Annotated in this window: 14 protein-coding genes; 11 read left to right on the top strand and 3 right to left on the bottom strand. The window is 65.3% G+C overall.

Annotated features, from left to right (window positions below; translation table 11 throughout):
* Positions 1–48: 48 nt before the first annotated feature.
* From VGG89_05810 to VGG89_05820, 3 genes are read left to right on the top strand one after another with little or no spacing between them, the layout of a single operon-like run.
* Positions 49–906 (top strand): transketolase, encoded by an 858-nt coding sequence (locus tag VGG89_05810; protein ID HEY1976034.1) that lies wholly within the window; start codon positions 49–51, stop codon positions 904–906.
* Complete coding sequence (locus VGG89_05815; protein ID HEY1976035.1) at positions 899–1903, top strand: transketolase C-terminal domain-containing protein; 1005 nt, start codon at positions 899–901, stop codon at positions 1901–1903. Before VGG89_05810 ends, VGG89_05815 begins: the two co-directional genes overlap by 8 nt.
* Before the next feature lie 16 nt (positions 1904–1919).
* Positions 1920–3953 carry a SpoIIE family protein phosphatase gene (locus VGG89_05820; protein ID HEY1976036.1) on the top strand — a complete coding sequence of 678 codons (2034 nt, stop codon included), beginning with the start codon at positions 1920–1922 and terminating at the stop codon, positions 3951–3953.
* A 4-nt stretch (positions 3954–3957) separates the two neighbouring features.
* Here the strand turns inward: VGG89_05820 and rpsO are convergent, their stop codons facing one another.
* Positions 3958–4227, bottom strand: coding sequence for a 30S ribosomal protein S15 (rpsO, locus tag VGG89_05825; GenBank protein HEY1976037.1), 270 nt, complete (start codon positions 4225–4227; stop codon positions 3958–3960).
* A 115-nt stretch (positions 4228–4342) separates the two neighbouring features.
* On the opposite strand from rpsO, the gene VGG89_05830 reads away from it, so the two are divergent.
* Genes VGG89_05830 through VGG89_05850 form a run of 5 tightly spaced genes read left to right on the top strand, consistent with a single transcriptional unit; the run spans position 4343 to position 7151 of the window.
* Positions 4343–4927: an NAD(P)H-dependent oxidoreductase gene (locus tag VGG89_05830; GenBank protein HEY1976038.1), complete on the top strand. Its 585-nt coding sequence runs from the start codon at positions 4343–4345 to the stop codon at positions 4925–4927.
* Complete coding sequence (locus VGG89_05835; protein ID HEY1976039.1) at positions 4927–5700, top strand: SDR family oxidoreductase; 774 nt, start codon at positions 4927–4929, stop codon at positions 5698–5700. Before VGG89_05830 ends, VGG89_05835 begins: the two co-directional genes overlap by 1 nt.
* Positions 5697–6041 carry a Rieske 2Fe-2S domain-containing protein gene (locus VGG89_05840; protein ID HEY1976040.1) on the top strand — a complete coding sequence of 115 codons (345 nt, stop codon included), beginning with the start codon at positions 5697–5699 and terminating at the stop codon, positions 6039–6041. The genes VGG89_05835 and VGG89_05840 overlap by 4 nt, the downstream gene beginning before the upstream one ends.
* Positions 6042–6043: 2 nt before the next feature.
* Entirely contained in the window at positions 6044–6550 is a 507-nt protein-coding gene (locus tag VGG89_05845; GenBank protein ID HEY1976041.1) for a helix-turn-helix domain-containing protein, read from the top strand.
* A gap of 37 nt (positions 6551–6587) precedes the next feature.
* Positions 6588–7151, top strand: coding sequence for a type 1 glutamine amidotransferase domain-containing protein (locus tag VGG89_05850; GenBank protein ID HEY1976042.1), 564 nt, complete (start codon positions 6588–6590; stop codon positions 7149–7151).
* A gap of 4 nt (positions 7152–7155) precedes the next feature.
* On the opposite strand, the gene VGG89_05855 is transcribed toward VGG89_05850, so the two are convergent.
* Positions 7156–7734 (bottom strand): hypothetical protein, encoded by a 579-nt coding sequence (locus tag VGG89_05855; GenBank protein HEY1976043.1) that lies wholly within the window; start codon positions 7732–7734, stop codon positions 7156–7158.
* A 1-nt stretch (position 7735) separates the two neighbouring features.
* Positions 7736–8308, bottom strand: coding sequence for a hypothetical protein (locus VGG89_05860; protein ID HEY1976044.1), 573 nt, complete (start codon positions 8306–8308; stop codon positions 7736–7738).
* A 42-nt stretch (positions 8309–8350) separates the two neighbouring features.
* On the opposite strand from VGG89_05860, the gene polX reads away from it, so the two are divergent.
* The 3 genes from polX to VGG89_05875 are packed head-to-tail and all read left to right on the top strand — an operon-like array spanning position 8351 to position 12755.
* Positions 8351–10075: a DNA polymerase/3'-5' exonuclease PolX gene (gene polX, locus VGG89_05865; GenBank protein HEY1976045.1), complete on the top strand. Its 1725-nt coding sequence runs from the start codon at positions 8351–8353 to the stop codon at positions 10073–10075.
* The gene (locus VGG89_05870; protein HEY1976046.1) at positions 10072–10863 is read left to right on the top strand and encodes an alpha/beta fold hydrolase; all 792 of its coding nucleotides are present in this window, start codon (positions 10072–10074) and stop codon (positions 10861–10863) included. Before polX ends, VGG89_05870 begins: the two co-directional genes overlap by 4 nt.
* Complete coding sequence (locus VGG89_05875) at positions 10860–12755, top strand: ATP-binding protein (protein HEY1976047.1); 1896 nt, start codon at positions 10860–10862, stop codon at positions 12753–12755. The genes VGG89_05870 and VGG89_05875 overlap by 4 nt, the downstream gene beginning before the upstream one ends.
* Positions 12756–12758: the final 3 nt, after the last annotated feature.

Here is a 12758-nt window from a genome sequence, read left to right on the forward strand (position 1 = left end):
CGATAAAGCGCGTAGGGCTCGTCCGGGCACGAATGGTATAACGCCGAAATGCAGACCCTCACCCCGGAACGCCTCAAAGAGCTCGAGCTCAAGGCCAACGACGTACGCGAAGGCATCATTCGCTCGCTGCTCGCCGCCGGCTCCGGCCACTCGGCCGGTCCGCTCGACATGGCCGACGTTTTTACGGCCCTCTACGGTTTCTTGATGCGGCACGATCCCAAGCGTCCCGATTGGGAAGATCGCGATCGCCTGCTGCTCTCGTGCGGGCACATCGCGCCCGTGCGCTACTCCGCGATGGCCAACTTCGGCTACTTTCCGGTCGAGGAACTGCTCACGCTGCGCAAGTTCGGAACGCGGCTGCAGGGCCACCCCGAACGCGTGAAGTTGCCGTCGGTGGAAACGACGTCGGGACCGTTGGGTGAAGGGTTGGCGCAAGGCACCGGCATGGCGCTGGGTGCGAAAATGGATCGCAAAGACTTTCGCGTCTGGGTCGTCACGTCGGACGCCGAGCACCAATGCGGTTTGCATTGGGAAGCCACGATGACCGCCGCCAAGTTCGGTCTCGACAACCTGACGTGCATTATCGACCGCAACTTCATTCAAATCGACGGCAGCACCGAAGACATCATGCCGCTCGAGCCGCTGGCGGATAAGTATCGCGCGTTCAACTGGGAAGTGCTCGAGTGCGACGGCAACGACATGGCCGACTTCATCGAAACGGCGCAGCGCGCGCGTAAGGTCGAGGGACGGCCGCAAGTGATTATCGCGCGCACGTGTCCCGGCAAGGGCGTCTCCTATATGGAAGGCGACTACACGTGGCACGGCAAGCCGCCCAACGCCGCGCAGGCCGAAGAGGCGCTCAAAGAGCTGCACGCCCAGCGCGAAAGGATCCTCGCCAATGCGTAGCGATGTAGCCGGCGCACCCGCCGCGATGCATCTCGTCGATTATCGTAGCGGCGAGATCAAACAAGTCCCAACGCGCAACGGATTCGGCGAAGGGCTGCTCGAGATGGGCGGCAAGAACAAAAACGTCGTCGGTATCTGCGCCGATCTGTCGGAATCGACGCGCTTCGAAGCGTTCAAGAAAGCCTATCCGCAACAATACGTCGCGATCGGCGTGGCCGAGCAGCTGCTCGTCGCCATGGCGGGCGGTCTCGCCTCGGTCGGAAAGATCCCGTGGATCGCGAGCTACGCGATGTTCAATCCCGGCCGTTCGTGGGAGCAAGTGCGCACCATCATGGCCCTCAACGAGACCAACGTGAAGATTGCCGGCGCGCACGCCGGCGTCTCGGTCGGTCCCGACGGCGCGACGCATCAGGCAATCGAGGACATCGCGATCATGCGCGTGATTCCGCACATGACCGTCGTGGTGCCGTGCGACTCGGTGCAGACGAAGAAGGCGACGATCGCGCTGACCGAGATGTGGGGACCGGTGTACTTGCGATTTGGTCGCGAGAAGTCTGCGGTGATTACGACCGAACAGACGCCGTTCGAAATCGGCAAGGCGCAAACGTTCCGCGAAGGCGGCGACGTCGCCATCGTTGCGTGCGGCATCCTGGTGTACAACGCACTGCTCGCGGCCGAAAAGCTGGCGCGCGAGGACGGCATCGAGTGCCGGGTCGTCAACAACCACACGGTCAAGCCGATGGATCGCGAGGCGATCGTCGACGCCGCGCGCACCTGCGGCACGGTCGTCACGGTCGAAGAGCATCAGAAGCAAGCCGGCATGGGCTCGCGCGTTGCGGAGATCTTGGCGGCCGAACACCCGGTCCCGATCGAGTTCGTCGGCGTGGACGACCGGTTCGGGCAATCCGGCGACCCCTACGAGCTGATCGAGTTTTACGGTATGGGGGTCGAGGCTATACGGCAGGCTGCTCGGCGAGCGTACGAGCGGAAGAAATAGCCGAAAACACTAGGGTATGAATCCGATCGCGGCCGAGGGAGAGCCCGACCTCCTTACCTCGGCCCTGACCGATATTCGTGCTTTCGCCGATGCGCTGCCCCAGATCACCTGGGTGACCGGCGCTGACGAACGGCTCACGTTCGTCAACAAGGCGTGGCGCGAGTACGCCGGCCTCGAAGTGGGCGCCTCGTTTGAGGAGCGCCTCGAGCTCGTGCACCCCGACGACCGCGAGCGCATCGTCGCGCTCTTGCGCGAACGGCGCTCCGAGGGGGAGTTTCGCATTCGCCGGGCCTCCGATGAGGTCTATCGCTGGCATCTCTTCCGTTATGAATACGTGGGAAACTCGGATTCGCCGCTCTACCGCGTCGGAACCGCCATCGACGTGCACGAAAGGCGCGCGCTCACCGAGGAGCAGGCATTTTTATCGGGAGCCGCGCGAACGATCAACGCCTCGCTCGATCTCGAGCAGACGCTGGCCGCTATCGTGAAGGAGGCCGTTCCCGCGCTAGCCGACTGGTGCGAGATCGATCTCTTCGATCGCACCGGGATCACGACGCGCGCGTTCGCGCACCGCGACGCCGACCTCGACGAGCGGTTGCAGCAGCTCGTGGGCCGCGTCCACGATGCCAATCCGTCGGCGCACTACGAACGCGTCGAAGCCGCATTGCGCAGCGGACGCACGCTCCTCACGCGTTTCGTGCTCCCCGAGATGAGCGAGGCAAACGTACGCGATCTGACGATGCTCGAACTCTACGAGCTAGCCGGCGTTGCATCGAGCATCATCGTTCCGCTCGTCTCGCGCGATCGCGTGCTCGGCTGGATCGTATTTATGCGAATCGATGCGGCCTACCGGTACGATGAGGAACATCTTCCGCTGACCCAAGAGTTCGCGTCGCGATCGGCGCTTGCCATCGACAACGCCCAGCTTTTCGGACGCGAGCACCGCGTTGCCGACGCCATGCAGACGGCGTCGCTGCCGCGCAAGCTTCCGAAGATTCCGGCGATCGACATGCACGCGATCTACGTGCCCGGCCAGAGCGAAGCGCAGATCGGCGGCGATTGGTACGACGCGTTTCGGCTGCGCGACGGACGGGTGGTCATCTCGATCGGCGACGTTGTCGGGAGCGGCGTCGAGGCTGCGGTAACAATGAGCAACATGCGCCAAGTGATCCGCGGCACCGCACAGCTGCACGCCGATCCGGTGCTGATGCTCGACGCGGCGGATTCGTCGCTGCGCCTGGAGGACGGCGATCGCTACGTCACCGCCTGCGTCGCGGTGATCGATCCCGTCTCGCACACGATGACCTACGCAAATGCCGGCCATCCGCCGCCGTACGTCCGCTACAGGGCGGGCCCTCCGATTGCGCTCGAGTTCGACGACTTACCGCTGGGTCTGCGCCAGCGCAACGCGCGTCACGCGCGTTCGACCGTTCTCGCGCCGGGAGCGGTGCTCGTCTTTTACACCGACGGCTTGATCGAATCGACGCACAACGTGATCGACGGCATTGCGTCGTTGGAGCATCTGATCGGTTCGCGCGCGTTTTACGACTCCGCCAATCCGGCCAAGTTCATCCGTTCGCACATGCTCGAAGGCGGTGCGCGCGACGACGTTGCGATCTTGGTGCTGCGCATGCGCAGTCCGTCGGAGCGCACGCCGGACTCGACGAAGCGGATTTATTGCTGGACGTACGATTCGATCGATCCCGACGTACTATCGAAGGTCCGCGTGCGGCTGCAGCACGTGCTCGAGGAACACGCCGTCCGTGCCGACGCCATCGAGCGCGCCAAACTCGTACTCGGCGAGCTGGTCGGCAACGTCGCGCGTCACGCGCCCGGCGCGCTGCAGATCGTCGTCGACATGACGACGGCGGCACCGGTGCTGCACGTCGTCGACGAAGGTACGGGCTTCGAGCGCGAACCCGAACTTCCGCGCGACGTGTTGGCCGAGGGCGGCCGCGGACTGTTCATCGTCTCGGAACTGACGCAAGAATTCACGATCTCGCGTGGACCCGGCGGGGGGTCGCACGCGAGAGCGGTTCTCGATCTATAAGGACTTAGCGGCGCAGGCCGAGATCGGAAATGAGCGTGCGATAACGCTCGAGATCTTTGGCTTGCAGATAGTTGAGCAGGCGACGGCGCTGACCGACTTGCAACAGCAATCCGCGACGGCTGTGATGATCCTTCTTGTGGACCTTCAGGTGCTCGGTCAGTTGATTGATCGACGCCGTAAGAATGGCGATCTGGACTTCGGGCGAGCCGGTGTCGTTCGACCCGCGGCCGTACTTGGCGGCGATTTCCGCCTTCTGTTCCTTGTTAAGCGGCACGAAAGAGCTCCTTAGGCAGGATGGTCTCGCTCGGGTACAGGCTGCTTTGGCCCGTCCCGGCGACCGGGATACCATACCAAAGGGCTCGCCCCGGCGCAAGCGCAATGGCCGCCGCATGGAGAGCCAACTTGTCGTGCCGGTCATCTACGGCTCGGTGCGGACCGAGCGCCAGGGCATCCGCGTGGCCCGGTTCGTCGTCTCGGAACTCGCCCGCCGTGGAATGAAGCCCGTCCTCGTCGACCCGCTCGAGAAGCAGCTGCCGCTGCTCGACCGCCGCTACCGGGACTACTCGCCCGGCGAGGCGCCCGCCGTCATGGAAGAGCTTTCGAGGCTCTTCCTTTCCGCCGACGGGTTTGCCGTCGTGTCGGGTGAGTACAATCACGGCATACCGCCCGCCCTCAAAAACTTGCTGGATCACTTTTCGGAAGAATATTTTTGGCGGCCCGCTGCGATCGTTTCGTATTCCAGCGGGCGCTGGGGCGGCGTCCGCGCCGCCGTGCAGCTTCGCGCATGCCTAGCGGAAATGGGGATGGTAACGATTCCTTCGACCTTGCCCTTCGCCGGCGTGGGAGAGGCGTTTGCGCAAGACGGAACGCCGGCCGATTCGAAGACGCTGCCGTATGCAACCGAATTCTTCGACGAGTTCGTTTGGTACATGGAAGCCCTCAAGTCGCGCCGCGCGATGGGAGTACCCTACTGATGGATCTAGGAATTTGCGGCCGAACCGCGCTCGTGCTCGGCGCGAGCGGTGGGCTCGGCGAAGCCGTCGCCCTCGAACTCGCACGCGAAGGCGTTTTGCTCGGGCTGGCCGCGCGCCGCATCGCCGAACTCGAGCGCGTGCGAGATGCCGCCAAAAAACTCGGCGCGCGCGACGCGCACGCGTTCGCGGTCGACCTCTCCGATAGCGATTCCATCGCACGGTTACTTACCGAAGCGGTCGAGCGTATGGGCAACGTCGACGTTCTGGTGCTCAACGGCGGCGGCCCCAAGCCCGGAAAGTTCAGTCAGATGAAGCTCGATGAATGGGATGCGGCTTATCGCCAAATTCTTCGCAGCATGCTCGCCGTCGTCGACGGCGTGCTGCCGTCGATGCGGCAACGCCGCTGGGGGCGCATCGTTGCGCTCACGTCGACGTCGGTGAAGCAGCCGATCGATACGCTCGTGCTCTCGAACGCGTTTCGCACGGCACTCGTTTCGGCGCTGCACACGCTCGCTAACGAAGTTGCCGCTGAGGGCATCACGGTGAACAGCATTGCGACCGGCCGCATAAAGACCGCGCGATTGCGGGCGCTCTACGGTGGAAATGACGAAGAGATGGCACGATCGGCGTCGGCCGAAGTTCCGATCGGCCGCGTTGCCGATCCGCAAGAGTTCGCTCCGCTGGTCGCCTTCTTGTGCGGCGAACCGGCACGGTACGTGACCGGTCAGACGATTTCGATCGACGGCGGGCTCACGCGTGGTCTGTTCGGATGAAGGAGGTTTTCCACGGACGCGAGTTCGTTCGCGCCGCGCGCCGCCACGAGGTCGCGCCAGGGCGAGGTACGATCGTTCGCGTCGGCCGCTACGACGTTGCGCTTTTCGACCTCGGCGACGGGATCGTCGCCTACGAGAACGCGTGTCCGCATCAGGGTGGACCGGTCGGCGAAGGTCTCGTCGAGGGTGAAACCGTGACGTGTCCGTGGCATGCGTGGTGTTTCGACTTGCGCAGCGGCATGTTGACCCTTGGAAACTTCGCGCGGCTGCGGCGTTTCGACGTGCACGTCGACGGCGACACGGTGTTCGTCGCGCGCGAACCCGAAGAAGACGCGGCCTAACGATGAACGACCAAACACCGGCCTGGGATGGAACCGGCGGCACCGCGGGAGGAAGCGCCTTCGGCGCGTCGCTTTCGGCGTTGATCGGAGAGCGTGAGACGACGCGCGAAGCAATGGCGGCCGCTGCGGGTCTGAGCGACGAGGCGTTCGCGCGCATCTTGGCCGGCGACGAGCGGGTCGGTCTGAGCGCGCTTGCGCGTCTTGCACTCGCGCTGCGTTTGAAGCCGATCGAGTTTTTGCAGCGCACGCAGATCCTGTCGCTCGAAGCGTACGCGTTCGGCCTCGATCCACTGTACTTTTTGCCCGAGGGACCGGTGCGATACGACGCACGGATCTACATGCGCGAGATCAATCCGCGCCACCAAGTCCCCGAAGGCGACATGACCCGGCGCAATCCGACGCTCAAGGCGATCGCCGACGACGAAATCCTCGACGCGGCCGGCAAGGTCGAGATCGAGCTGGCCTACCTGCTACGCACGGCGGTCCAACAGACCGGCGGGAGTCTCTAGGGGGGCCGCTACGGGAGGCCGCGAATGACCGGCCGCTATGCAAGGTGTTGACGGTAAACGGGTCGCTGCGCTGATCGGCGACGGATTTGAAGAGGCAGAACTCATGGAGCCGCGCCGGGCCCTCGAAGAGGCCGGGGCGGTCGTGACGATCGTCGGGCTCGACGAACGTGCTCGCCAGCGGATTCGCGGCAAGCGCGGTCTCGACGACGGCCAAAGCGCTCGTGCCGAGGAGCTCGTGGCCGATTGCACGGCCGAGGATTTCGACGCCCTGCTGCTTCCCGGAGGGACGTCGCCCGACCGGATTCGTACCGACCGCGAAGTGCACCGGTTCGTTCGCGAGTTCGATGCTGCCAAGAAACCGACGTTCTCGGTCGGCCACGGCGCACAGGTCTTGATCTCGTCGCAGCTGGTTCGCAGCCGTCAACTCACGGGCGCGCCCTCGATCGCCGACGACATTCGCAACGCCGGCGGCCTCTATCGCGATCAGCCAACGGTCGGCGATTCGAACTGGGTCTCGACGCGCGGCGGCGACGACATGGCGCAGTTCAACCGCGCCATGCTCGAAAAGCTCGCCGCCTCGGCACCCCCGCAACCCGTCTAATCCGCTAGGGCACGGGGTCGAATCGCGCGAGCGCTTCGCCGTATTGGCGCAGCGCCAGGAACGTCACGAGCGCGCAGTACGTCAGTTCTCCGGCGAGCGACGCTCCGATCGCCGCGATGACGTACGCGCCCGCACTCGTCGCGCACGCGAACGCAATGTAGAGCGCGCGCGGCGTGCCCTCACGCAGGGTCGCGCAGAGCGCCACCATGGTGCTTGCGATCGAGGCTGCGCCCGCGATCGCGAACGCCGCCGCCGTCACCGTCGTCGCTCCGGCGAGCTGCGGTGCGAAATACGCCAAGGTGACGAGCGCGGCGACGATTGCCGGCGTGGCGCCTTTGGCGCGGGCGAGCTGCCGCCCGAAGAGCGGCGCGCTCTGCTCGCAGACGTCGAGATCGGGATAGCGTCCGGGCGTTTGCAGCAGCGCCGCGTCGATGCCGAGTGCCGAGCAAAAGAAGATCGACACCGCGAGCTCGTGCGGTCGCGCGAGTCCGGCAGCCGCGGCCGTGGCGCACGCGTAGAGAATGGTGCGGCGCTCCACGAGCAGCCGCGCCGCGACGATCGCGATCGACGCGCGCTCGCTCATCTTATCGCAGCACCGGCAGCGCTTGTGCGATCGTGACGGAGAACGCTTGTGCCGCCGACGGCGTCACGTGCGTCGAAAAGATCGCGCACGCACCGGCCGCGGTAAAAATCTGCTGCGCGTACTCGGGCTGCGGGCGATCGAGCACCAGCAAGCGCGGCGAAGCGATCAGCGCGCCGGCGATCGCGTATGCGAGCGCTTCGTGCATGCCGCTCAAGCGTTCCATCAGCAGTTTGGCGTGCGCGACGGCGCGCGTCGCATCGACGTCCCACAGCGCCGCGCGGTAGGCCACGTAACGCTCGAACTCCGTCTCGGCGATTCGCGAGGGTGCGTGCGGCACGTAGCCCGCGATCCGCTTGCAGTGGACGCTCTGTACGCGCGGATCGAACTCGCCGACGAGCACGCTGCCGCTTCCCGCCTTGACGATGCCGGCCGCCATGAGCGCGACGATTGCCGCATCGCGCCAGCTCGGAAACGCGCGCGCGACGCGCTCGCCGGGCTCGACGGCGGCGGTGACCGGCCCGACCGGCACGCCGCGTGCCGTAAAGCACGCCTCGCGCATACGCAGGATCGCCATGCAGTACCGTTCGCGCTCGTTGGCCAAACATCAGGCAACACGATGCTTTCCAATGCCGACGTCGCAGCCAAGCTGCTCGAGATCCGCACGCTCATGGAGCTGGGCGGAGACTCGTTCTATAAATACATGGCCTTCGAAAAGGCCGCCGCGTCGGTGGAAAACGCGGCGCCGCTTGCCGACTTGGTCAGGTCGGGCGAGCACCTCAAGCTGCCCGGTATCGGGAAATCGATCGGCGCCGTCGTCGAACAGCTGGTGACCGCCGGCCACGCCGATATGCTCGACGATCTCCATCAGAAATTCCCCCCCTCGATCATGGAAGTGCTGGCGGTCAACGGCATCGGCGTGAAGACGACGGCCATGCTCTATAGTACGTACGGCATCGCATCGCTCGCCGATCTCGAACGCGCCATCGCGGGCGGCGCGCTTGACGGCGTTCCTCGCTTGGGCCCCAAGACGCTCGAAAATTGGAAGCGGGGCATTCTTGCGTACAAGGGGCGCAAAAACCGGACGCCGCTGGCGTTCGCGCTGATCGTCGCGCGCGAGGCGATGGATTGGGTGCTCGAAGGGCCGGCGCTCGACCGGCTGACGTTTGCGGGAAGCTTGCGACGCCAGGAAGTTACCGTCGGCGACATCGACTTGATTTGTACGTCGGCGCGTGCCGCGGAAGTGACCTCGCACTTCACCGGTTGGCCGCGCGCCGAGGCGGTGCTCGCCGAAGGACCGACCAAAGCCAGCATCTGGCTTCCCGGCGGATTGCAGATCGATCTGCGCGTGCTGCCGGATCATCTGTACGGCAATCTGCTCCAGCACTTTACGGGGTCGCGCGAACACAACATCAAGTTACGCGAATATGCGGTGCGTAAAGGGCTGCGCGTCAGCGAAAACGGCATCCTGAATCTCGAAACGGGCGAGGTCGTCACGTGTTCGGAGGAGGCGGGTGTCTACGCGGCGCTGGGCATGCAATACGTTCCGCCGGAGCTGCGCAGCGGACTCGACGAAATCGAGCTGGCGCTCGGCGCCTCGATTCCCGAGCTGGTCGAACCACGCGACTTGCGCGGCGACTTTCACATGCACACCACGTGGAGCGACGGTGACGATTCGCTCGAAGCGATGATCGCCGCCGCAGCCGCACGCGGGTACGAGTACCATTCCGTCAGCGATCATTCGAGCGGACGGGGATCGCGTTTCGGGTTGACGCCCGAGCGGATTGCCGAGCAGCGCTCCGCGATCGAGGCGCTCGGCGACCGATTCGGGATTCGCACGCTCTGCTCGAGCGAGGTCGACATTCTGCCGGACGGTTCCATGGACTTTGACGACGGGGTGCTCGCAAAGCTCGATATCGTTGTCGGCTCCGTGCACTCGGCAACCCGTCAAACGCGCGACGAAATGACGGCGCGCCTCATTGCGGCTTGCGAGAATCCCTACGTGACGATCATCGGGCACCCCACGGGACGCCGGTTCGACGGCAGCCCGGGATACGAGTTCGATTACGACGCGGTCTTCGAAGCTGCCGCGCGAACCGGGACGGCGTTGGAAATTGACGGGCAAGCGATGCGCCTCGATCTCCCGGCCCCGCTGGTACGCAAGGCAAAGACTTTCGGCGTGACGTTCACCGCCGACAGCGACGCCCATCGCACCGGGGATCTTGCCAACGCGGAGCTCGCGATCGGACAGGCCCGGCGCGCCGGTCTCACTAAAGATGATCTCCTCAACACCCGTCCTCTGGATGCGGTGCTCGAGTTCGTCCGTAGAAAGCGAGAACGGTGATCGAGACGATGCGCGTCGAGACCCCGGACGGTGCCGTTACCGGCGCACGGATTGCCGGTGCGCGCGGCGCGGCGCTGCTCTTCGTGCACGGCGTCGGTTCGACGGCCGCAATTTGGGACGCGCAACTCGCCGCGTTCTCCGACGAGTTCCGCTGTGCCGCCGTCGAGCTGCGCGGCAACGGCGCGTTAACCGATCCGGATCCGTCACTGATTACGCGCGAGAACTTCGCCGGCGACGTTCTGGCGGTCGCCGACGCGCTCGGCGTCCAAACGTTTACGCTGGTCGGTTGCAGTTTGGGCGGCGCGATCGCATTCGAGCTCTGGAAGCGCGCGCCGCAGCGTTTCGATGCGATGGTCCTCGTCGGCAGCTTTGCGCGCTATCCCGACGGCGAACGCTACGCGCAAACGATTTGCGACGCGCTCGGCGGTGCGACGGACATGCGCGCGTTCGCGGAGTCGCGCGCGGCGCGCCTGGGATTGCCGCCGGAGCGTTATCGCGAAACGGTCGAGCAGATGGCGTGCAAGTCGGTGGCGTGCTACCGCGCCTCGACTTCTGCTACGTGGACCGGCGATTATCGCGACGTGCTGCCCGACATCGCGGTTCCGGTGTTGGTGTTATGCGGCGAGCGCGACGCGATCGCGCCGGCCGCGCTCTCGCAAGAGATCGCCGGCGGTATTCCGGGCGCGCAGTTCGACGTCGTCGAGAATGCCGGCCACGTCGCCAACGCCGACGCGCCCGAGCGGTTCAACGACCTGCTGCGCGGATTCCTGAGCGTCGCCGTGCCGTGAAAGAGGCAGGTATTCCGGTCGACGTCCTGTTGCGCGCGATCGACGCGAGCGGCGACGTCGTGCTGGTTTACCGGGTCGATCCCAAGACGGGCAAGCTCGTCCTGACGTATATGAACGACGCGTACACGCGTCAGACCGGCTACTCGCGCGACGAGGCGATCGGGCGCGAGCTCGACGCGTTCCGTCTCGCGATGCCCGACGACGAAGGCATGCGCGCGATACGGGCGGCCTTCGCCGCGGGTCAGCCCGGGGCGGCAGAGCTCGTGAGTTACCGCAAAGACGGATCGACGTTTTGGAACGAGATCACCGTGCAGCCGATCGGCGAAAACGGGCGCGTCGGGCATTGGGTTTCGATCGAGCGCGACATCAGCTCGGAGGTGGAGCGCACGTCCGTGCTGGCCGAAGAACACGATCGGCTGCTCGCGCTCGTGCGCGCCGCGCGACGGCTCTTCACGGTCTTCGACGCTCGCGAGCTGGTCGTTCGAGTCAAAGACGTGGTGCGCGAGCTCATCGGCGCGAAGGTGCGGGTTTTGGCGGTCAATCCGGCCGGGTCGGCCATCGAAGTCGACGATCTTGGTTCCGACGTTGCGTTTTCTTCCGAAGGCGACGAACGGATCGCGCGCGCGCTTTCGAGCAAGGGCCGCGTGGTTGACGAAGTCGGACGCCGCGCGATCGTCTTTGCCGGTCAGTACGGCGAAGGCCGCTTCGTGCTCGACGCGCTCGTCGGCGGTGCGCGTCAGCTGCGCAACACCGACCTCTTCGTGCTCGACCTTATCGCGGAATACTTTGCCGTGGCCGCTCGCAACGTAGCGCTCTATCACGAGCTCGACGAACGGCGCGCGGCGGTGATGGATCTGAATCAAACCAAGAGCGACTTGATCGCGATGCTCGCACACGATTTCCGCGGCCCGCTCACGTCGATCGTCGGCTACTCGGATCTCATCGGCGAAGTCGGCGAGCTCGACGGCGAGCAGCGCGAGTTTCTCGAGTCGATCAAACGATCGGCGCTCGTCCTTTCGGAGCTCGCGACCGACACGCTGACGCTCTCGCGCCTGGAGCGCAACGAAGTGGGTCTGCAGTTTGCCGAAGTCGACGTATCCGCGCTCGCGCACGGAATAGCGGAGCAATACGCCGACCGGCGTCACGTCGAGGTAACCGTTGAGGGTGACTCTCACGTGACCGGCGACGAAGAACGGCTGCGGCAAGTCTTTTCGAACCTCATCGACAACGCGATCAAGTACTCGCCCGGAAAAGCGCCGCCGGGAGTCGATATCGCCGGCGACCGCCGCTTCGTGACGGTCCGCGTGCGCGACAGCGGCATCGGCATACCCAACGCCGAGCTCACCACGATCTTCGACCGCTTCTCGCGCGCGACCAACGCGCGCAAGCTCGGCATATCCGGCACCGGCTTCGGATTGTTCCTGACCAAGCAGCTCGTGCAGCTTCACGGCGGAACGATCGCCGTCGAAAGCCGGGAAGGTGAAGGCACGACGTTTTCGGTGACGCTTCCGCGGCGCGTGGTTCGGTCGGCGGCGCCGCGCACCGTCGTCGTCTTCGATCAGGAGCGCGACGGTTCGTTTCTGGCCTACGGTTTGCGCGAAGGCGGTTACCGCGTGCGCACCGCCAGTTCGGTGGACGAGCTGCTCGCGATGGCCGACTCCGATACGCTCGATGCGGTGATCGTCAACGTCGAAGAATCGGCGCTCAGCGCCGAGCAGGCCGCGAAACTTCGCGCGTTCAGCCGCGAGCGAACGATTCCGATCGTGGCGGTCGGCGGCGAAAGCAGTCCGCGCTTGGGTGCCAACGCGATCGTGCCCAAGCCGGTCCTCGCCGGCGACGTCCTCGCGGTACTCGAGCGCCTGCGCCCGCTGGCCCTGCATTTGACTCGCTAGCGA

It is taken from the genome of Candidatus Baltobacteraceae bacterium, assembly GCA_036488875.1.
In the GTDB taxonomy this organism is placed as follows: Bacteria; Vulcanimicrobiota; Vulcanimicrobiia; order Vulcanimicrobiales; family Vulcanimicrobiaceae; genus JAFAHZ01.